We start from the raw sequence: 19,386 nt of genomic DNA, 5'->3' as shown, positions 1-19,386 counted from the left end.
AAGGCGCCGCCGCGGAGCGATCCGGGGCGGCGCCGTCAGGCAGGCGCGGATCAGGGCTTCAGCAGGGCGTCGTTGGCTGCGTTGTTCTTCAGCTGCACCGTGGCCGCCTTCTTCATGTCGTCGGCGTTGGCGTAGTTCACGCGGCCGCCCTTGACCTCGCCGAACACCGGAATGTTGGCGGTGATGGCGTCGTGGTCGCCCTTGGCGAAGGGCTTGGTGTAGGTGGTGACCACGCCCTCGACCGGCGCCTTCAGGTCTTCCAGCGCGGCCAGGATCTTCGGCCCCTCGGTGCTGTTGGCCTGCTTGATGGCGGCGGCCAGCAGGTAGATGGAGTCGTAGCCCTGGGCCGCCGAGACCGGCGAATCGATGCGGTTGTTCTTCGGCTTGAAGGTGCCCAGGTAGCTGGCGATGAAGGCCTTGCGCTTGGGCGTGGTGGGCTCCTGGATGAAGGTCTGCGGCATGCGCGCGCCGTCGCCGCCCGGGCCCGCGTTGTCGATGAAGTTGGCCATCGACAGGGTCCAGCTGCCGACCATCGGGACCTTCCAGCCCAGCTTGGTCATGCCGTTGGCGATCTGCGCCAGCTCGGGGCCGATGCCGTAGGTCAGCACCGCCTCGGCGCCGGCTTCCTTGGCCTTCAGCAGCTGGGCCGTCATGTCGACGTCCTTGATGTTGAACTTCTCGACCGCCACCGGCGTGATGCCCTTGGCCTTGAGCGCCTTCTCGAGGTCTTCGCGGCCCAGCTGGCCGTAGTTGGTCGAGTCGGCCAGGATCGCCACCTTCTTGAAGCCGCGGCGGGTGACCGCTTCCTCGACGATCATCGGCGCCTGGATGCTGTCATGGGCCGCGTTGCGGAACACGTAGTTCTCGGGCTCCTTGTCGAACTGGTGCGTGATGATCGAGCCGGTCGCGACGTTGTTCAGCACCGGGATCTTGGCTTCCTGGAAGAAGCGCTGCGACGCCAGGGCCACGCCGGTGTTGATGTAGCCGACCACGGCCACGACCTTTTCCTTGTTGATGAACTCCTGCGCGATCTGCACGCCGCGCTCGTTCTTGGCCTCGTCGTCGCGTTCGACCAGCTGGATCTGGCGGCCCAGGACGCCGCCGCTCTTGTTGATTTCCTCGGTGGCGAGGCGCACGCCGTCGCGCATGCTGACGCCCATCGAAGACGAGCCGCCGGTGAACGGACCGTCGACGCCGATCTTGATCGGGTCGGCTGCGAACGCGCCAGCGCTGAAGGCCACGGCGCCTGCCACGGCAAGAAGCTTGAATCGAAACAGCATCGGGAATGTCTCCAATAGGGGTCGAGAAAAAGTAGTCTGCAGAACATACCGTTACAGACGTTTTCCGGAGAGAGTGACAACCCTAAAACCGCTATAGGAAATATCCTTCTCCGGACCTGCCGGACGGCGCCTCAACCCGGCGCGCCGGCCAGCTGCTTGCGGCGGTTCTCGCCCTGCCGCGCGAACATCCAGCCGGGGTACTCGGCCGGCAGCCGGCTGACCTGGTCGAGCTGCGCCAGCTCGGCCGCGCTCAGCGCCACCTGGGTCGCCGCCAGGTTGTCGGCCAGCTGTTCGGCGCGGCGGGCGCCGACGATCACGCTGGTGACCTGGGGCTGGTGCAGCAGCCAGGCCAGCGCCACCTGGGCCACCGAGACGCCGTGCGCCGCAGCGATCGGGCGCATCGCATCGACGCAGTCCCAGGCCCGGTCCTTGTCGACCGGCGGAAAGTCGAAGCTCACGCGCCGGCTGCCCTGCTCGGCCTGCTGCTCGCGCCCGTACTTCCCGCTCAGCAGGCCGCCGGCCAGCGGGCTCCAGACCATCAGGCCCACGCCTTCGCTCTTCAGCATCGGCACCAGTTCGCGTTCCAGGTCGCGGCCGGCCACGGTGTAGTAGGCCTGCAGCGATTCGAAGCGCGCCAGCCCCCAGCGCTCGGCGATGCCCAGCGCCTTGACGATCTGCCAGGCGGCCCAGTTGGAGACGCCCACGTAGCGCACATGGCCCTGGCGCACCAGCTGGTCGAGCGCCCGCACGGTCTCCTCGATCGGCGTGGCGGGGTCGAAGCCATGAATCTGGTAGAGGTCGACATGGTCGAGCTGCAGCCGCTTCAGGCTGGCCTTGAGGCCGTCCATGATGTGGCTGCGCGAGGCGCCGCGGGCGTTCGGCCCGGGACCGGTCTCGCCGAACACCTTGGTGGCGACCACGACGCTGTCGCGCGGCACCTGGAGGTTCTTGAGGGCCTGGCCGGTGATCTGTTCCGACAGCCCGCCCGAATAGACGTCGGCGGTGTCGATGAAGTTGATGCCGGCGTCGAGCGCCTGGCCGACCAGGCGCTCGGCGTCGGCCTGCTGCAGGTCGCCGATCTGGCTCCAGATGCCGTCGCTGCCGCCGAAGGTCATGGTGCCGAGGCAGAGCTCGGAGACGAATAGGCCGGTGCGGCCCAGGGGATGGTTGCGCATCGAAAACACTCCTTGTGTCGAAGCGGCCGAGCATAGGCGGGTCCCGCCGATCGTGCAGGCGGCCGCGCGAAGCGACGCCGCCCTCGTGCTCGCTCCCCTGAGCGCAGCGCTGCTCAGGCCGCGTCGTCCGCCGGATCCGGCAGCGGATCCTCGCGCCGCCCCGACCCCTTCTTGCGCCCCCGGGCCGCCTTCTTCGCGGCGCGTTCGGCATCGAGCAGCTGTCCTGCCGCCAGCCACTCGGCGAACTCCGCGGGCGTCTCCAGCGTGATGCGGCCGATGTTGCCGCTGCGGAATTCGCTCATCACGATCTCGGCCGCCTTCTGCAGGTTGACGCGGCCCTTGCCGAGCAGCGCGCCGCGCTTGCGGCCGATCGCCTCGAGCACCTCTTCGTCGCTCAGCGCGCCGATCGGATCGATCTTGAAGCGCGCCTCGACCAGGCCGGCGTAGTGCCCCTTGAGGTAGTCGAGCAGTTCCAGCGCCACCTCTTCCTCGTCGAAGGCATTGCGCCCGACGGCGCCGCTGGCCGCCAGGTTGTAGCCGCTCTTGGCGACGATGATGCGCGGCCACAGCATGCCCGGCGTGTCCCACAGGTAGAAGTCGTCGGCCAGCGTGATGCGCTGCTCCAGCTTGGTGATGCCGGCCTCGTCGCCGGTCTTGGCCTTGCGGCTGCCGGTGAGGGTGTTGATGAGCGTCGACTTGCCGACATTGGGAATGCCGCAGATCAGCACCCGCATCGGCTTGGCCATGCCGCCGCGGGCCGGCGACAGCGCATGGCAGGCATCGATCAGCTGGCGCGCCGGCGTGGTCTGGCTGGCGTCGAGGCCGATCGCGCGCGTCTCGGGCAGCGCGTTGTAGTGGGCCAGCCAGAGCGCGGTGCCGGCCGGGTCGGCCAGGTCCTGCTTGTTGAGCACCTTGAGCCCCGGCTTGTGGCCGGTGAGCTCGGCCAGCATCGGGTTGGCGCTCGATCCGGGCAGGCGGGCGTCGAGCAGCTCGATGACGACGTCGATGTCCTTGATCCGTTCGGCGATGGCCTTCTGGGTCAGGTGCATGTGACCGGGGAACCACTGGATGGCCATCGGGGGTTTCTTTCTCTGTCTGCGAGATGCGGCCCGCCATTGTCGCCGCGCCGCGCGTGTGGTCATTCCGACCTCGACCACGTTGCCCAAATGCTTACGTATCGCCCGCCCCGATCGGGGCACAGTAGGGTTTTGCGAGAAAAGGACCGCTCACCATGCAGATCCAGATCAACACCAGCAACGGCATCGAGAACAAGGAGGCCCTGGAGCGCTGGGCCGACACCGAGATGCGTCAGACCCTGGCCCGCTTCGCGGCCGAGGTCACGCGCGTCGAGATCCACCTGAGCGACGAGAACCACACCGCCAGCGGCGGCGCCGACAAGCGCTGCGCGATGGAAGCCCGCCTCGCCGGCCACCAGCCGCTGGCCGTGAGCCACCATGCGGGTGGCCTCGACGAGGCCTTCCGCGGCGCCGCCGAGAAGCTCAAGCGCGCGCTCGACAGCACCCTGGGCCGCCTCTATGGCCACCGCCACCGCGACTCGATCCGCAAGGACGGCGACGCGGTGGTCGAATAAGGGCGGCGCGCGCATGCCCGAGCCGCATCACTGGCAATTCTTCAGCGCCGGCGGGGTCGACCAGGTGGTGATCCGCAGCGGTGCCGACATCGCGCACATCGGCGAACTCGACCAGAAGCTCTGGGTCGCGCTGGCCTGCCCCACGCGCGGCATCGAGTTCGATGCCCGCACCCTCGACCTGGTCGACACGGACCACGACGGCCGCATCCGCCCGCCCGAACTGATCGCCGCCTGCGAATGGGCATGCGCCCAGTTGCGCGATCCCGACCTGCTGCTCGCGGGCGGCGACACGCTGGCGCTGGAGGCGCTGGCCGACGACCCGGCGGCATCGATCCAGCTGGTCGACGAAGCCCGCCGAGTGCTGGCGCTGGCAGGACGGGAAGGCGCCAGCCGGATTTCCTTGCAGGAGGTGACCGAGCGCAGCGAGCACCTGGCCGCCATGCGCTTCAACGGCGACGGCGTGGTCACGCCCGAGACCGCGAAGGACGACGCCGCGGTGCAGCGGACCCTGCTGCGCATCATGCAGACCCACGGCAGCCTGAAGGACCGCAACGGCCGCGACGGCATCGACCGCCAGCGCGCCGAGGCCTTCTTCGCCGACGCCGAGGCGATGCGCGCCTGGCAGGCCGGCGACGATGCATCGGCCTGCCTGGGCGGCGGCATGCTCGAGGCGGCCGAGGCCGTCGACGCGGTGCGCGAGAAGGTCGACGACTTCTTCGCCCGCTGCCGCGTGGCCGCCTACGACATCCAGGCCGTGGCCGCGCTCAACGCCTCCAGCGAGACCTACGAGGCGCTGGCGGCGCAGGCCCTGAGCCTGCAGGCCGACGGCCTGGCGGCGCTGCCCCTGGCAGCGATCCGCCCCGGGCGCAGCCTGCCGCTGCGCGAAGGCGCGAATCCGGCCTGGGCCGCGGCGCTCGAGCAGCTGCGCCGCAAGGCCCTGGCACCGCTGCTGGGCGCAGCGCCCGATGCCCTGGACGAAGCCCAGTGGGTCGCCCTGCAGCAACGCCTGGCGCCCTGCCGCAACTGGCTGGCGCGCAAGCCCGCCAACGCCCTGGCCGCCGAAGACGGCGCCGGCATCGAGGCGCTGCTCGCCAGCCGTGCCGCGCTGATGGCCCTGGTCGACGAGGACGAGAGCGTCGAGCAGCACAACGCCCGGCTGGTCGACCTCGAGCGCCTGCTGCGCTTCCAGCGCGACCTGGTGCGGCTGCTGGACAACTTCGTGTCGTTCAAGGCCTTCTACCGGCGCGAGGGGGCGATCTTCCAGGCCGGCACGCTCTACCTCGACGGCCGCAGCTGCGAGCTCACGGTGCAGGTGGCGGACGCCAGGCAGCACGCCGTGCTGGCCGGCCTGGCCAAGACCTGCCTGGCCTACTGCGAGTGCCGCCGCGAGGGGCGGACCATGGGCATCGTGGCGGCCTTCACCGCGGGCGACGTCGACTTCCTGTTCGTCGGCCGCAACGGCCTCTTCTACGACCGCCAGGGGCGTGACTGGGACGCCACCATCACGCGCCTGATCGAGAACCCGACCAGCGTCGCGCAGGCCTTCTTCTCGCCCTACAAGAAATTCGTTCGCCTGATCGAGGAACAGGTCGCCAAGCGCGCGGCCGCCAGCGAGGCCGGGGCCCAGGGCACGCTGGGCACCCTGGCCAGCACGCTGGCCAACGCCGACAAGGCCGCCGTGCCGGGCGCGGCCGCGCCCGCGACGGCGCGCCTGGCCGCGGGCAGCCGGATCGACGTCGGCACCGTGGCCGCGATCGGAGTGGCGATGGGCAGCATCAGCGCGGTGCTGGTGGCGCTGTTCAGCAAGTTCATCGACCTCGGGCAGTGGATTCCGATCGCGATCCTCGGCATGGTCTGCGCGATCTCGGGACCCAGCATGCTGATCGCCTGGCTCAAGCTGCGCCAGCGCAGCCTGGGACCGATCCTCGACGCCAGCGGCTGGGCGATCAACGGCCGCATGAAGGTCAACGTGCGGCTCGGCGCCTCGCTGTCGAAGACGGCGCAGGTGCCGCGTCATGCCCTTCGCTTCGGTCGCGACCCCTACGCCGACCGGCGTGGCGTCGCGACCGCGCTGGCGGCGCTCGCGCTGATGGCGGCCATCACCCTGCTGGCCTGGGAGTCCGGCTGGCTCAGGCTCAGCTGACGGCGGGCCGCGGGTCCGGCCTCAGGGCCGGCCGGCGTTCGCCATCGCCTTGCCGACCTCGTTGCTGCCCTGCGCGGCGCCGCTCTGCGGGACGATCTCGCCACTGCGCTCGGTCACCTCGGCCAGCCGCGCGGCCAGCCGCTCCGGCGCATCGTCGCCGAGGCCGATCCAGGCGCCGTTGGTCAAGGTGATGTGGGCCGCCTCGAAGCTGCCTGCGCCGGCGCACAGGATGGTGCGGTTCGGTGCCTCCTGGCCCGCCAGCACCAGCATTGCGGGCACCACGGCCTCGGGCTTCAGGGCCTCCAGCACGGCCTCGGGCATCAGGTCCTCGGTCATCCGGGTGGCGGCGGTCGGCGCCAGGCAGTTGACCCGGATGTCGTTCTTCGCGCCCTCGATCGACAGTGTCTGCATCAGGCCCACCAGCGCCAGCTTGGCGGCGCCGTAGTTGCTCTGGCCGAAGTTGCCGTACAGGCCCGAGGACGAGGTGGTCATCACGATGCGGCCGTACTTCTGCTCGTTCATGAGCGCCCAGACCGCCTTGGTGCAATTCACCGCGCCCATGAGATGGACGTCGACGACCAGGCGGAAGTCGGCCAGGTCCATCTTGGCGAAGCTCTTGTCGCGCAGGATGCCGGCGTTGTTGACCAGGATGTCGACCCGGCCCCAGGCGGCGACCGCCTGGGCGACCATCGCCTGCACGGCCTCGAAGTCGGTCACCGAGGCGCCGTTGGCGATCGCCTCGCCGCCGGCGGCGACGATCTCGTCGACCACCGCCTGGGCGGCGCTGACCGAGCCGCCGGAGCCGTCGCGGGCACCGCCGAGGTCGTTGACCACCACCTTGGCGCCGCGTGCCGCCAAGGCCAGGGCATGCTGGCGGCCGAGGCCGCCGCCGGCGCCGGTGACGATGGCGACGCGGCCCTTGAAATCGATGCTGCTCATGCTTTCAGTGCTTTCGTAGGAGTCGTTGACGCGACGCGTTTTACCCCAGAAAGCTGGCCGTCCGGCGGCCCGGGCGGGCGGATCAGTCGTTTCGGCGACTCAGGCGCTCGCAGTAGTCGAGCAGCAGGTCGATTTCCGCCGACTTGTCGAAGAAGGCATCGGCACCCAGCGCCTTCGAGCGGGCGCGCACGTCGGGGGTGGCGTAGTTGCTGACCACCAGCACCTTCTGGTGGGCGGAACGCTGGCGGCAGGCGTCGACCACGCCGAGCCCGTTGCCCTGGTCGAGGAAGAGATCGACGATCGCCACGTCCCAGCTTTCGCCGTGCTGGCGCAGCCAGGCCACGGCCTCGTCCTCACCGCTGGCGTGGGCGACGACGGTGGCATCGACGATCTCTTCGAGAAAGCCGACCAGGTTCTCGCGGATGACGGGGTTGTCTTCGACCAGGTAGGTCTTGAAAGTCATGGTGGGATGTCAACAAAGAACGGTGTGTGTGTCTCTGTTGCCATCATCCCCGGCGCCGCGCTCCCGCGGGTGGGCCATGGCGGCCAATGCGGGTAGGCAGCCGCCTACCCCCATGCGCCGCTCACAGGGCGGCGCGCTGGCTCACCGGTTCGGCCGGCGTCTCGGCCCAGTGGTTCTTGAAGCCCAGCCGCGCGGGCGACACGTACTGCTCGCGGTAGATCTCGAACGGCATGCTGTCGCTGGCCTCGATCCGCTTCTGGGCCTCGATCGAGGTCTGCGTCATGCGCTCGAAGGCGCTGCGCTGCGCCTCGGCGAACGGCAGCGCGAGCAGCGCCTCGCGGGTGGCCTCGGAGCGGGCGCGCAGGAAGCCGACGAAGGAGTCGCCGTGGGCCTTCATGGCCTCGAGCACGCGCGCCGACGGCAGCACGGCCGGGTCGCCCAGCGCCTGCCCGGCCGCCCGCACCGCCTCGGCATGCTGGCTGCCGCCGTGGGCGGCGTCGAGCGCGGCGGCGATCGGGCCGAACTGCTCCAGCAGTTCGGCGCCCCACTCGGTGAGGCTGGCCTCGCGGCCACCGCGCCGCAGCCGCAGGCCGGGCTCGCGCCCGCGCGCGGCGGTCAGGTGCTGGTTGTGGGCCAGGTCGGCGATCTCCTCGCGGGTGTCGGGCGGACTGTCGGACAGCAGGCAGTGCAGCAGGAAGACATCGAGGAAGCGCATGGTCTGGGCGTTGATGCCGACCGGCTCGAAGGGGTCGAGGTCCATCAGGCGGACCTCCACATACTCGACGCCGCGCTCGCGCAGCGCGTGCAGCGGCCGCTCGCCCGGGTAGATCACGCGCTTGGGGCGGATCGTGCCGTAGAACTCGTTCTCGATCTGCAGCAGGCTGGTGGCGAGCTGGTTGTAGTCGCCGCCCAGGTTGCGGATGCCGATCGCTTCGTAGGCCGGCCAGGGCCGGGTCAGCGCATCCTGCAGGGACGCACCGTAGCCGTCCAGGCTGTTGTAGCTCACTGCCAGCGAGGCCTGCGCGTCGCTCTGGTAGCCCAGCCGGCCCATCCGCAGCGAGGTGCCGTGCGGCATGTGCATGCTGCCCTCGCCCAGCGGCTGCAACTCGTGCGGCCGGCCGTCGACGAAACTCGAACACAGCGCCGGCGAGGCGCCGAACAGATAGAGCAGCAGGAACGCGTGGCGGCGGAAGTTGCGGATCAGCGCGAAGTACTGCTCGCTCGACACATCCGGCAGCGACCAGTTGTAGTGGATGCCCGAGATGGTCTGCATGCGCCGCCCGTAGCGGTGGCTCAGGCCCATGCGGTAGACGCTCTTGGCGCGGCCCACGTTGGACGATCCGTAGCGCCCGATCGGGATGGTTTCGTCGGTCGGCAGGCCGCAGGGCATGCTCGAGACCCACAGCCGCTCGTCGCCGGCTTCGTCGAGCACGCGGTAGGTGAACTGGTGCACGCGCACCAGTTCGTCCAGCGCCGTATCGACGTCCGCATGGGCGCCGGTGATCAGCTCCAGCTGCGATTCGCTGAAATCGGTCGTGATGTGGGGGTGCGTGAGCGCCGAGCCCAGCGCCGCCGGATGCGGTGTCAGGGCCAGCTTGCCATCGGGTTGCGCCCGCAGGCTTTCCTTCTCGATCCCGCGCCGCACCCCCCGGAGCCGCGCAGGCGAGAGCGCGTCCAGGCGCTCCTTGAAGTTACTCATATAGTTATCACCCATCGTTCTTTCGTGGGGACGGAAGGTAGCATGACCGGAAAAGGCGCGCAGGCGGACTGAAATCCGCCGCCGGCGCCCTGTTTTCAGCCCAGCACCCGGACGAGGAAACGGTTCAGGTCGGCGATCTCCTCCATGCAGACCGAGTGCTCCATGGGGTACTCGTGCCATTCGAGCCCGTAGCCCAGCGCCTTCAGGGTGTCGCGGCCCTGGATCGCGCGGGCGATCACCACCACGCCGTCGCGCTGGCCGTGGGCCTGGAAGATCGGCGTCTGCTGGTTGGCCGGGTGGCGCTCGGCGGCCGTCAGGTCGGCCAGCGGCAGGTAGCCGGACAGGCCGACGATGCCGGCCAGCCGCTCCGGGTGGCGCAGGCCGGTCATGAAGGCCATCGCGCAGCCCTGGGAGAAGCCGGCGATCACGGTCCGGGAGGCCGGGATGCCGCGGGCCTTTTCATTGGCGATCAGCGCCTCGAGGGTCTCTTGCGAGCGGCGCAGGCCGGCCTCGTCCTCGCGCTTGGCGAGGTCGGCGCCCAGGATGTCGTACCAGGCCGGCATGCGGTAGCCTCCGTTGACGGTGACCGGGATCACGGGCGCGTTCGGGAACACGAACCGCACCGGGCCGACCGATGACAGGTCCAGTTCGTTGGCGATCGGCACGAAGTCGTTGCCGTCGGCGCCGAGGCCGTGCATGAGGAGGACGGTGGCCGTGGGGTTCGGGCCGGTTTCGATTTCGATGGGCGGATGTGACATGGCACCGAAGTTACCGCAGAAATCGGCCCGGGTTCCGGCAGGACGGCAACTTGGCTGACGCTTGCCGGCACCGTTCGGGCCTAGCATTCGCGCGCCAACAAGGAAAAGCAGTGAACCCCTCCCACGATCGCGCGGCCGCCGACGACCTGCTCGTCGAGGCGAAATTCGGTGGCGTCGCCCTGGTCTGCGGCGAATGCGAGAAGCGCAGCAACGGCCCGTCGAAGCTCAAGGCCCAGCAGGTGCGCAAGATCTTCAAGAAGGAACTGCACAAGCTGCCGCTGCGGCTGCGGGTGGTGCAATGCAGCTGCCTCGGCATCTGCCCGAAGAAGGCCATCGCCGTGTCGGTGGTGGCTGGCGCACGGCCGCTGGCGGCCGAGGTCCGCTCGGAGGACGAGGCCTCGGCGGCGGCCGGGCGCTTCGGGCGCTCGCTGCGCTAGCGGCGCCGGCCCAGGGCGCGAGCGGCACAATGGCGGCCGAACCCACGAAGGAGACATGCATGCTGACACTCATCGGCTTCGCCGCCAGCAACTACTACAACAAGGTCAAGCTGGCGCTGCTCGAAAAGAACGTCCGTTTCGACGAAGAACTGGCCTGGATCGGCGAGACCGACCTGACGGCCTCGCCGCTCGGCAAGGTGCCGTACCTGCGCACCGACCAGGGCATGTTGTGCGAGTCGGCCGCGATCAACGAGTACATCGAGGCCGCCTACCGTTCGGTTCCCTTGCTGCCGGCCGACCCCTATGCCGCCGCCAAGGTGCGCGAGCTCAATCTCTACCTCGAGCTCCACCTCGAACTGGTGGCCCGCAACCTCTACCCCGAGGCCTTCTTCGGCGGCAAGGTCAGCGACGGCCTCAAGGAGAAGATCGGCCAGCAGCTCGAGAAGAACATCCCGGCCTTCGGCCAGCTGGCGCGCTTCGACACGCCCTTCATCGCCGGCGACCAGTTCACCTTGGCCGATTGCGCCGCGATCACGCACCTGCCGCTGGTCGCCAATGCGACCCGGCTGATCTACGGGCGCGACCTGCTGGCCGAGCGGCTGCCCGCCGCGCGCGACTACCTGAAGCGCATGGGCCAGCGGCCGCACGTGATCACGGTCAACGCCGACCGCAAGACCAACACCGACGCGATGCTGGCGCGCTACGCCTGAGGCGCCCTCGCAGCCAGTTGCACGCACTCGACGAAGTGCCGTGCCGCCGGCGTCAGCCGATGGCTGCGCAGTTTCACCACGCAGACGTGCAGCGGCGGCAGCTGCTCGCGGATGGCGACGCGCCGGATGCCGTGGTGCCTGAAGGCGAGCCCGACCAGCGGCTCGACGAACAGGCCGACCAGGTCCATGTGGCCCACCAGCCCGAGCGCCACCGTGACCGAGTCGCCGAGGATCACGCGCGCCGGCGCGGTCAGGCCGATCGGGGAAAAGAGCGGCGCCACCGCCTCGCGGCCCAGTTCGCCGTCGCCGGGCAGCACCCATTCGGCCGAATGCAGCTCCCGCAACGATGTCGCGCCGCCGAGCGGATGGCCGTCGCGCACGCCCACCGCCAGCTGAACCGGAAACAGGTCGATGGCTTCGAAGGCGGCATCGAGGGTGCCGGGAATCACATGGGCCACCGCCAGGTCGATCTGGCCGTCGCGCAGGCGCGCCAGCATCCAGGGCAGCACCGCCTCGCTGAAGTGGACATCGACCGCGGGCAGGCGCGCGTGGTAGGCCTTGAAGGCGGCCGGCAGGATCGTGAGCGCCACCGACGTGCTGACCGCGACCGCCACCTTGCCGGTGGCGCCGTCGCGAATCTGCGCGATCTCGTCGCGGGCCCGGCGCATGTCGGCCAGCAGCAGCCGCGCGCGCGGAGCGAAGGCCTCGCCGTAGGGCGTGAGGCTCACGCCCTTGACGCTGCGCTCGACCAGCGGTGCGCCGACCTCGCGCTCGAGCTCGCGCACGATCTTGGTGACCGCGGGCTGCGAGAGGCCGAGGGTCCGCGCCGCGCCGCGGATGCTCAGGTGTTCGACCACGGCGACGAAAGCCAGCAGCTGGTTGGGCTTCATGAAAACCAAAAGTTATCGATCAAGAACAATTATTGTCTTTTCACAAGCACCAGCTTTGCCTAGCATCCGGCCGCGGCAACCTCACGAAACATGTCCAGATGAAAGCTCCTGCTCTAAACCGACCGATGACCCGGCGCAAGACCATCGTCGCCACCACCATCGGCAATGCGCTGGAGTTCTTCGACTTCACGGTCTACGGCTTCATGGCGCTGCTGATCGGCAGGCTCTTCTTCCCCACCTCCACCGGCTACGGCCAGCTGCTGCTGACCGCCGCCACCTTCGGCGTCGGTTTCATCATGCGGCCGCTCGGCGGCATCGTGATCGGCGCCTATGCCGACCGGGCCGGCCGCAAGAAGGCGATGACCCTGACCATCTTCCTGATGGCCCTGGGCTGCGCGATGATCGCGCTGGCACCCACCTATGCCCAGATCGGCGTCGCGGCGCCGCTGCTGATCGTGCTGGCGCGGCTGATCCAGGGTTTCTCGGCCGGCGGCGAGGTCGGTGCCTCGACCACCCTGCTGGTCGAGCACGCCACGCCGGCCGATCGCGGCTACATGGCGAGCTGGCAGTTCGCGAGCCAGGGCCTGGGCATCCTGCTCGGCGCCGTGGTGGTCGGCCTGCTCTCGGCCACCCTGGCGCCGGCGGCGCTCGAAAGCTGGGGCTGGCGGGTGCCGTTCCTGCTCGGCATGCTGATCGCGCCAGTCGGCATGTACATCCGCCGGCACCTCGAGGAATCGCTGGACGTGGAAGCGCCGGCGGCGCAGGCGAAGCTGCGGCGCAGCAGCCTGTCGGAGGTCTGCACCGCGCACGGCCGCACCGTGCTGGCGGCCATCCTGAGCATCGTCGGCGGCACGGCGGCGGCCTACGTCGTGACTTTCTACATGCCGACCTATGCAGTGCGCGAACTCGGCCTGCCGCCCACGGTGGCGCTGTTCGGCGCCGCGCTGACGGGCTTGCTGTCGTTCGGCCTGGCGCCATTCGTCGGCCGCTGGTCGGACCGGGTCGGGCGCAAGCCGCTGATCGCCTGGAGCCGGATCGCGCTGGTGCTGATGATCTATCCGGGCTTTCTCTGGCTCAACCAGTCGCCGACGCCCGCGGTCCTGTTCACCGTGGTCGGCCTGCTGAGCGTCACGCTGGTGATCCAGACCGTGCCGGGGATCACGATGCTGCCCGAGATGTTCCCCAAGCATGTGCGCGCCAGCGGCATGTCGCTGGTCTACAGCGTCGGCGTGGCGCTGTTCGGCGGCTTCTCGCCCTTCATCAGCACCTGGCTGCTCGGCGTCACCGGCAACCGGCTGGCGCCGGCCTGGTACCTTCTCGCGATGACGCTGGTGTCGCTGCTGGGCCTGCTGTGGCTCAAGGACTTCACCGGCAAGGACATCGACGCGGCCGGGGCCCATCAGCCGGCCTGAACCCGAACGCTTCTCCAAGGACCCACGATGCACAGTTCCGCCGCCACCCGCCATTTTTCGGGCACCTACGCCGAGGCCCGGCGCAAGTTCCTCGACGCCGCCGCCGAAAGCGGCGCCACGGTCGAATCCTTCGTGCTCGACGCCCATCGCGGCGCACTCGGCGAGACGCTGGCCACCGACGTCGCGCTGCTCGGCGCGCCCGGCGCCGCCAGGCTGCTGATCGTGAGCTCCGGCACCCATGGCCCCGAGGGCTTCAGCGGCTCCGGCTGCCAGGTGGCGACGCTGCACGATGCCGACCTGCTGGCCCGGCTGGCGCAGGCGGGCGTCGCGCTGCTGCTGGTGCATGCGGTGAACCCGCACGGCTTCTCGCACCTGCACCGGACCAACGAAGACAACATCGACCTCAACCGCAACCACATCCCCTTCGATGCGCCGCTGCCGGCCAACGCGGCCTACGCCGAGGTCGAGCCTTTCGTGCTGCCGGCCAGCTGGCCGCCGGGCGCCGCCGACGAGGCCGCGATGGCCGCCTACATCGCGCAGCACGGGCTGCGCGCCTACCGCACCGCGGTCACGGCCGGCCAGTACGCCTCGCCCGACGGCGTGTTCTACGGCGGCACCGGACCGTCGTGGAGCAACCGCACGGTCCGTGCGATCCTGCGCAAGTACGCGGCGAACGCCACCGACATCGCCTGGATAGACATTCACACCGGCCTCGGTCCCTACGGCCACGGCGAGAAGATCTACCCCGGGCGCAACGCGGCGGCCGACCTGGCCCGCGCGCGCGCCTGGTGGGGCGCCGACGTGTTCGCGCCCTTCGAGGGCAATTCGGCGTCGCCCGATGTCTCGGGTCCGGTGGTGTCGACGGTGTACGACGAGTGCCCGCAGGCCCGGGCCTCGCTGATGGGCCTGGAGTTCGGCACCCTGCCCGACCTGGAGGTGCTGAACCGGCTGCGCGCCGACACCTGGCTGCGCCGCCATCCGGAAGCGCCGGCGGACCAGCAGCGCGCCATCCGCCAGGACCTGCGCGACGCCTTCTACTGCGACAACGACGAATGGAAGGGCATGGTGCTGGGGCAGACCCGCGTGGTGCTGCTGCAGACGCTGCAGGGCCTGAAGGCCGCCTGAGCGGCCGCCCGGTCAGGCGAACTTCGGCGCCCGCCGCTCGCGCAGCGAGGCCACGCCTTCGCGCACGTCGGGCCCGGCGAAGCCCATGAACTCGAGCGCCAGGGAGGCGTCGAAGGTCGGCCCGGCCTGGCGCAGCCAGTTGTTGAGCGCGTACTTGGTGAAGCGGATGGCGCTCTGGCTGCCGGCCGCCAGCCGGTCGGCCACTTCGTAGGCACGCGGCAGCAGCTCGGCATCATCCACCGCCAGCGAGACCAGGCCGATGCGCTCGGCCTCCTCGCCGCTCACCGGCTCGCACAACAGCAGGTGGTACTTGGCCTTGGCCATGCCGCACAGCAGCGGCCAGACGATCGCCGCATGGTCGCCGGCCGCGACGCCCAGCCGCGTGTGGCCGTCGACGATCTTCGCCGTCTTGCTGGCGATCGAGATGTCGGCCAGCAGCCCGGCCACCAGCCCGGCACCGACCGCCGGCCCATGCATGGCGCTGACGATCGGCTTGTCGCAGTTGATCAGGTTGTAGACCAGGTCGCGCGCTTCCTTCCAGACCCGGGTGCGGACCGCGTCGTCGAGCGCCATCTGCTCGACCATCGCCAGGTCGCCGCCGCCCGAGAAGCCCATGCCCTCGCCGCGCAGCACGGCGCAGCGCACGCTGTCGTCGGCCGCCACGTCGCGCCAGATCTCGGCCAGCTCGCGGTGGCCGTCGGGCCCGGCCGTCGGCAGCTTGCCGTTGGCGGCGCGCATCTGGATGTCGAGCACGGCGCCGGCCGCGCCGCGGCGGCTGATCGACAGGGTGCGGTAGTGGCCGTAGTCCATGGTGCAGTCCCTCGGGTCGTCAGCGCGTCGCCGCGAGCTCGCGGCACTTCTGCAGGTTGCTGTTGAACTTCGCCGCCATGCCGGGTTCGCAGGCCGAGTTGGTGGTCATGATGCGGCACATGCCGACCACCAGGAAATCCGACACCGCGTCGGTGCACATCGGGAAGCGCGCCAGCGCCGGGTTGTCGCGCGTCTTGAAGCCCCAGCTGTCGGAGAAGTCGAGCATCCGGCCCATCGCGTCCTCGAAATAGTCGCGGTCACGCGCGGTGATGGCGGCTTCCATGGCCGGCAGCTCGCCGCCCAGGAAACTCATCGCCGCGGCGGGAAAGCGGTCGGCGTCCTGCTGCGCGGGCGCGCCCGAGGCAGCGGCGGCGAGCAGCAGCGGCGCGACGATGCGCCGGAGGGAAACGGGAAGTCGGGTACGAGAAAGGTCCATGGGTTCCGGTCTGGCGATGGCTTCGGATGGCCGCCCGGCGCGGGCGGCCGCTGGAAGCGTATTTGAACCCAAACCCGGCCCCCGCGGACCGCCCGCCTACCAGCGCAGCCGCATGCCGATCGAGCCCTGCAGCGTCGACTGCACCTTGGCGTCGCCGCTGACGCTGTAGATCTGCCCGATTTCGCCGTAGAGCGTGGTGGTGGAGGTCAGCGCCAGGGTCATGCCGGCGGCCACCTCGGTCGAGGTGTAGCCGACCGGGCTGGCGATCGGGGTGCTCGCCGCCGGCCCGATGAAGCTCGCGACGTCGGTGCCCGAGCTGGCGCGGTAGACGTTCAGGCGGCCATAGGGCTGGAGCCGGCCGGCCGCGGTCATGACGTCACCCTTGATGCGCACGCCCAGGCGGCCGATCCAGCCGTCGCCGGCATCCTGCGTCACCAGCGCGCCACCGATCAGCACGTTGTCGAAGCGGCTGCTCTGGTGGATCAGCTGGGCCTGCGGCTCGATCGTCCAGCCTTCGCCCAGGGCGAACGCCTTGCCGGTCTCGATCGAGGCCGTGAGGCTGCTGGCCTTGCCGTCGATATTCAGGCTGCCGTACGGCTGCACGGTGTAGCTGTGGCGGCCGCCCTGCAGCACGGCGTCGGCGTAGAGGCCGTTGCCGTCCATCCAGGTCGCATAGCCGCCGAGATAGCGCGACTTCAGGTCGTTGCTGCCGACCGAGGCGATCAGCCCCCGCGCATTGCCGACCACGTTGACATTGCCGTCGAGCGTGCCGACGTAGAGGCCGGCACGCCAGCCGCCGCTGGCCAGCAGGTCGGTGCCGGCCTGGACGCCGCTCACGTGGCCCTGGCTCTGGGCCGAGGCCGGACCTTCCTGCCGGATGTCGAGATCGCTGTAGACCGCGCGCGCCCAGGCCTGGCGGCCGCCCGCCGGATCGCCGGCCGCCGGCGCCGCTTCATCGCCCACGCGCCGATGCAGGTTGCCCAGCATCGCCAGGTCGGACTGACGCAGCTGGGCCGGCAGGGCGGCGAACAGCGGCACCTCGGCGCGGTAGGTCGGCACGCTGTTGACCGGCGACTCGGTCTTGCCCGTGCTGCCGTCCTCGAGCACCGGCGGCACCGCCGGCGGCATCGGCGACACGGTCGTCGTCGAACGCAGGTACCAGTTCTCCCCCGCCCCCGAGGCGTCGGCCGCATAGAGGCGGTATTCGAAGGCGCCCGCATCGACATGGCCATTGGCCAGGGCGAAGGCGTCGCGCGTGGTCTGCGCCGTGGTGGTGGCACCGCCGACGGCGCTCACCACCTCGATGCCGTTGCCGGTGGTCAGGCCGCCGAGGCCGCCGAGGTTGGTGATCCGCACCGTGGTCTTGCCGCTGGCGCTGGCGCCAACGCCGTTGAGCACCAGGCGGTCGCTGAGGCTGCCGCTGCCGCCCAGCACGGTGCCGAGGCTCAGCACGCCGCCGCTGCCGACGTAGGCGCCGTTCACCGTCAGGGTGCTGCCCGCAGCGGCGCCGATCAGGCTGACCGTGCCGGCATTGCGCAGCGAGGCGACGCCCTGGTCGAAGCCGCCGGTGTCCAGCGTCGCGCCGGCCGCCACGGTGTGGGCCGACGCCATGCTCAACGCCCCCGCCGCACCGGCCTTCAGCGTGCCCGCCGCGACCGTGGTCGCGCCGCTGTAGCTGTTGGCGCCGGACAGCAGCGAAGTGCCGCCGCCCATCTGCAGCAGGTCGCCGCTGCCGCTGATCACGCCGGCCAACTGCAGCGTGTTCGAGCGGTTCAGCACCAGCATCGAATCGTTGCGGACGTTGCCCGCCACGCTGCCAGTGGTGCCGCCGTCGCCGAGGTGCAAGGCGCCGGCGACGATGGTCGTGCCGCCGCTGTAGCTGTTGTCGGCGGTGAAGGTCGTGCTGCCGGTGCCGCGCTGCATCACGCTGCCGCTGCCGCTGATCGTGCCGGCCAGGGTCAGGGCGTTCGACCGGTTGATGACCAGGGCCGCGTCGTTGACGATGGCGCCGACCACGCCGCCGCTGAAGCCGCCATTGCCGAGCTGCAGCGTGCCGGCCGCGATGGTGGTGCCGCCCAGGTAGCTGTTGTCGGCCGTGAAGGTGGTGACCCCGGCGCCGAGCTGCGTCACGCTGCCGCTGCCGCTGATCGGCGCCCCGAAGGTGACGGCGTCCGACCGGTGGATCACCAGCGCGCCGTTGTCGACGATCGGCCCGTCCACCTTGCCCGCCGTGCCGCCCGTGACACCCGTGCCCAGCTTCAAGGTGCCGGCGCTGATCGTGGTGGTGCCGGTGATGGCCTGGTCGCGGGTCAAGGTCAGGGTGCCGCTGCCGGTCTTCTCGATGCCGCCCGATCCGCTCAGCAGGCCGGTGTAGCTGGCGTCGATGGGCTGCGCGAAACGCACCAGGCCGTTGTCGGTGATCGCCAGGGGCGCGAAGGCGGCGGGGGTTTCGAGCGTGCCCGCTGCGTCGACCGTCATGGTGCCGGCATAGGCGCTCCCGTTCGAACCGAGCCCGAGCACCAGCGTGCCGCCGGCCACGCGGGTGCTGGTGATGCCCGAACCGGGCAGCGGGTTCTTGTAGGTCCAGGTGCCGCTGTCCTCCTTGACCAGGGTCTGGAAGTTGGAGAACGCCTTGTCGAAGGTGCCGACCCCGGTGCCGCCGAGGGCCAGCGTGTTGTTGCCGCTGCCGCCGTCGATGCTGCCGGTGATCTTCGAGCCGTCGTGGATGGTGAGCCGGTCGTCGCCGTCGGCGAAGGTCAGCGAGCCCAGCACCTGGCCCTTGTTGGTGAAGTCCAGGGCCATCGTGCCGGATGCACCCAGGATGTTGTCCGAGCCGCCGGTGAACGCGATGATGCCGGTGGCGCCATTGACGATGGTGTTGCGGCCGGTGGTCGCCTCGAACCAGAAGGCGCCGCCGCCGGCGCTCGAGCGGATCTCGCCGTTGTTGATGATCAGGTTGTCGCTGCCGACCGGATTGATCGCCTCGGCCGTGCCCGACGAACCGCTCGACAGCACCTTGGCGCCCTGCGCGATGGTCAGCGTGTTGTTCGAGCCCATCTCGATCGTGTTGGCACCCGTGCCATAGAAGCCGTTGGAACCGTTCAACGCCACGTTCTCGACCGTGGCTTTGTCGTGGATCACGATGCTGGAGTGGTCGCCGATGCTGATGGCGGTCTGGTTGCCGGTGCTGACCTGGGCGTCGGCGTTCACGATCACCGAGGTGTTGAGCGGCGTGCCGGGCCCCGCGCCCACCGTCGTGGCCTGCGTGCTGCTGGTGTCGCAGGTGATCACGTCGGCGCTGGTCGTGCAGGCCGCCGCCGCGGCCCCGGCGAAGCCCAGCAGGGCGGCGGCAATCCCGCCTGCCGCGACGCTGCGGGTCGCCGTCTTGCCGGCGCGCGGCGCCAGTTCGGAAGCCACGGCCCAGGCCTGAAGGGAGGAATTCCAGACGACACTGAAAACGCGGTTCATGCAGTTGCTCTTCCGAAAATGAGAGGCCCTGAGGCCAAAACTAATACTTA

At 70.0% G+C, this 19,386-nt stretch carries 17 protein-coding genes; 6 read left to right on the top strand and 11 right to left on the bottom strand.

What is annotated here, in order from left to right:
* Positions 1-50: 50 nt before the first annotated feature.
* From QTI33_RS01475 to ylqF, 3 genes are all read right to left on the bottom strand, one after another.
* A complete protein-coding gene (locus QTI33_RS01475; RefSeq protein ID WP_286503955.1) occupies positions 51-1,280 on the bottom strand; it encodes an ABC transporter substrate-binding protein in 1,230 nt (409 codons plus the stop codon).
* A 131-nt stretch (positions 1,281-1,411) separates the two neighbouring features.
* Positions 1,412-2,455, bottom strand: coding sequence for an aldo/keto reductase (locus tag QTI33_RS01470; protein WP_286503953.1), 1,044 nt, complete (start codon positions 2,453-2,455; stop codon positions 1,412-1,414).
* A gap of 113 nt (positions 2,456-2,568) precedes the next feature.
* On the bottom strand, positions 2,569-3,531 hold the full coding sequence (gene ylqF, locus QTI33_RS01465) for a ribosome biogenesis GTPase YlqF (RefSeq protein WP_286503951.1): 963 nt from the start codon (positions 3,529-3,531) through the stop codon (positions 2,569-2,571).
* A gap of 155 nt (positions 3,532-3,686) precedes the next feature.
* Between ylqF and QTI33_RS01460 the strand changes: the two genes are divergently transcribed.
* Both QTI33_RS01460 and QTI33_RS01455 read left to right on the top strand, forming a co-directional pair.
* Positions 3,687-4,046 (top strand): HPF/RaiA family ribosome-associated protein, encoded by a 360-nt coding sequence (locus tag QTI33_RS01460; protein WP_286503949.1) that lies wholly within the window; start codon positions 3,687-3,689, stop codon positions 4,044-4,046.
* 13 nt (positions 4,047-4,059) lie between these two features.
* Complete coding sequence (locus tag QTI33_RS01455; RefSeq protein WP_286503948.1) at positions 4,060-6,189, top strand: hypothetical protein; 2,130 nt, start codon at positions 4,060-4,062, stop codon at positions 6,187-6,189.
* A 21-nt stretch (positions 6,190-6,210) separates the two neighbouring features.
* On the opposite strand, the gene QTI33_RS01450 is transcribed toward QTI33_RS01455, so the two are convergent.
* The 4 genes from QTI33_RS01450 to QTI33_RS01435 form a co-directional block, all read right to left on the bottom strand.
* Positions 6,211-7,128 (bottom strand): SDR family NAD(P)-dependent oxidoreductase, encoded by a 918-nt coding sequence (locus tag QTI33_RS01450; RefSeq protein WP_286503947.1) that lies wholly within the window; start codon positions 7,126-7,128, stop codon positions 6,211-6,213.
* Between the two features lie 82 nt (positions 7,129-7,210).
* The gene (locus QTI33_RS01445; protein ID WP_286503946.1) at positions 7,211-7,591 is read right to left on the bottom strand and encodes a response regulator; all 381 of its coding nucleotides are present in this window, start codon (positions 7,589-7,591) and stop codon (positions 7,211-7,213) included.
* Between the two features lie 121 nt (positions 7,592-7,712).
* Positions 7,713-9,290 (bottom strand): glutamate--cysteine ligase, encoded by a 1,578-nt coding sequence (gene gshA / locus QTI33_RS01440; protein ID WP_286503945.1) that lies wholly within the window; start codon positions 9,288-9,290, stop codon positions 7,713-7,715.
* Positions 9,291-9,385: 95 nt separating this feature from the next.
* Positions 9,386-10,048: an alpha/beta hydrolase gene (locus tag QTI33_RS01435; RefSeq protein WP_286503943.1), complete on the bottom strand. Its 663-nt coding sequence runs from the start codon at positions 10,046-10,048 to the stop codon at positions 9,386-9,388.
* A 110-nt stretch (positions 10,049-10,158) separates the two neighbouring features.
* Between QTI33_RS01435 and QTI33_RS01430 the strand changes: the two genes are divergently transcribed.
* Together QTI33_RS01430 and QTI33_RS01425 are read left to right on the top strand one after the other, a co-directional pair.
* Positions 10,159-10,485 (top strand): hypothetical protein, encoded by a 327-nt coding sequence (locus QTI33_RS01430; RefSeq protein WP_286503942.1) that lies wholly within the window; start codon positions 10,159-10,161, stop codon positions 10,483-10,485.
* Between the two features lie 59 nt (positions 10,486-10,544).
* Positions 10,545-11,195 (top strand): glutathione S-transferase, encoded by a 651-nt coding sequence (locus QTI33_RS01425; protein WP_286503941.1) that lies wholly within the window; start codon positions 10,545-10,547, stop codon positions 11,193-11,195.
* On the opposite strand, the gene QTI33_RS01420 is transcribed toward QTI33_RS01425, so the two are convergent.
* Positions 11,186-12,085 carry a LysR substrate-binding domain-containing protein gene (locus QTI33_RS01420; RefSeq protein WP_286503940.1) on the bottom strand — a complete coding sequence of 300 codons (900 nt, stop codon included), beginning with the start codon at positions 12,083-12,085 and terminating at the stop codon, positions 11,186-11,188. The two genes, QTI33_RS01425 and QTI33_RS01420, sit on opposite strands and share 10 nt — an antisense overlap.
* A 125-nt stretch (positions 12,086-12,210) precedes the next feature.
* Here QTI33_RS01420 and QTI33_RS01415 point away from each other — a divergent pair, with 125 nt between their 5' ends.
* Together QTI33_RS01415 and QTI33_RS01410 are read left to right on the top strand one after the other, a co-directional pair.
* Positions 12,211-13,497: an MFS transporter gene (locus QTI33_RS01415; RefSeq protein WP_286503939.1), complete on the top strand. Its 1,287-nt coding sequence runs from the start codon at positions 12,211-12,213 to the stop codon at positions 13,495-13,497.
* 27 nt (positions 13,498-13,524) lie between these two features.
* Entirely contained in the window at positions 13,525-14,622 is a 1,098-nt protein-coding gene (locus QTI33_RS01410; RefSeq protein WP_286503938.1) for a M14 family metallopeptidase, read from the top strand.
* Between the two features lie 12 nt (positions 14,623-14,634).
* Here QTI33_RS01410 and QTI33_RS01405 read toward each other — a convergent pair whose 3' ends face one another.
* From QTI33_RS01405 to QTI33_RS01395, 3 genes are all read right to left on the bottom strand, one after another.
* Positions 14,635-15,432, bottom strand: coding sequence for an enoyl-CoA hydratase/isomerase family protein (locus QTI33_RS01405; RefSeq protein WP_286503937.1), 798 nt, complete (start codon positions 15,430-15,432; stop codon positions 14,635-14,637).
* Between the two features lie 19 nt (positions 15,433-15,451).
* The gene (locus QTI33_RS01400; RefSeq protein WP_286503936.1) at positions 15,452-15,868 is read right to left on the bottom strand and encodes a hypothetical protein; all 417 of its coding nucleotides are present in this window, start codon (positions 15,866-15,868) and stop codon (positions 15,452-15,454) included.
* 96 nt (positions 15,869-15,964) lie between these two features.
* Positions 15,965-19,336 carry an autotransporter outer membrane beta-barrel domain-containing protein gene (locus tag QTI33_RS01395; protein WP_286503935.1) on the bottom strand — a complete coding sequence of 1,124 codons (3,372 nt, stop codon included), beginning with the start codon at positions 19,334-19,336 and terminating at the stop codon, positions 15,965-15,967.
* Between the last annotated feature and the right edge of the window lie 50 nt (positions 19,337-19,386).

The sequence above is a fragment of the Variovorax davisae genome (assembly GCF_030316845.1).
GTDB classification, from domain to species: Bacteria; Pseudomonadota; Gammaproteobacteria; order Burkholderiales; family Burkholderiaceae_C; genus Variovorax; species Variovorax davisae.
The sequence above is the reverse complement of the archived record's forward strand: the minus strand, read 5'-3'. Positions and strand labels throughout refer to the sequence as shown.

Bases quoted from the DNA above. Each gene is read 5' to 3' on its own strand.
- QTI33_RS01395 (WP_286503935.1), bottom strand. From the start codon at position 19,336: ATGAACCGCGTTTTCAGTGTCGTCTGGAATTCCTCCCTTCAGGCCTGG.
- QTI33_RS01475 (WP_286503955.1), bottom strand. From the start codon at position 1,280: ATGCTGTTTCGATTCAAGCTTCTTGCCGTGGCAGGCGCCGTGGCCTTC.
- QTI33_RS01410 (WP_286503938.1), top strand. From the start codon at position 13,525: ATGCACAGTTCCGCCGCCACCCGCCATTTTTCGGGCACCTACGCCGAG.
- ylqF (WP_286503951.1), bottom strand. From the start codon at position 3,531: ATGGCCATCCAGTGGTTCCCCGGTCACATGCACCTGACCCAGAAGGCC.
- QTI33_RS01420 (WP_286503940.1), bottom strand. From the start codon at position 12,085: ATGAAGCCCAACCAGCTGCTGGCTTTCGTCGCCGTGGTCGAACACCTG.
- QTI33_RS01470 (WP_286503953.1), bottom strand. From the start codon at position 2,455: ATGCGCAACCATCCCCTGGGCCGCACCGGCCTATTCGTCTCCGAGCTC.
- QTI33_RS01435 (WP_286503943.1), bottom strand. From the start codon at position 10,048: ATGTCACATCCGCCCATCGAAATCGAAACCGGCCCGAACCCCACGGCC.
- QTI33_RS01415 (WP_286503939.1), top strand. From the start codon at position 12,211: ATGACCCGGCGCAAGACCATCGTCGCCACCACCATCGGCAATGCGCTG.
- QTI33_RS01445 (WP_286503946.1), bottom strand. From the start codon at position 7,591: ATGACTTTCAAGACCTACCTGGTCGAAGACAACCCCGTCATCCGCGAG.
- QTI33_RS01405 (WP_286503937.1), bottom strand. From the start codon at position 15,432: ATGGACTACGGCCACTACCGCACCCTGTCGATCAGCCGCCGCGGCGCG.
- QTI33_RS01425 (WP_286503941.1), top strand. From the start codon at position 10,545: ATGCTGACACTCATCGGCTTCGCCGCCAGCAACTACTACAACAAGGTC.
- QTI33_RS01450 (WP_286503947.1), bottom strand. From the start codon at position 7,128: ATGAGCAGCATCGATTTCAAGGGCCGCGTCGCCATCGTCACCGGCGCC.
- QTI33_RS01400 (WP_286503936.1), bottom strand. From the start codon at position 15,868: ATGGACCTTTCTCGTACCCGACTTCCCGTTTCCCTCCGGCGCATCGTC.
- gshA (WP_286503945.1), bottom strand. From the start codon at position 9,290: ATGAGTAACTTCAAGGAGCGCCTGGACGCGCTCTCGCCTGCGCGGCTC.
- QTI33_RS01460 (WP_286503949.1), top strand. From the start codon at position 3,687: ATGCAGATCCAGATCAACACCAGCAACGGCATCGAGAACAAGGAGGCC.
- QTI33_RS01455 (WP_286503948.1), top strand. From the start codon at position 4,060: ATGCCCGAGCCGCATCACTGGCAATTCTTCAGCGCCGGCGGGGTCGAC.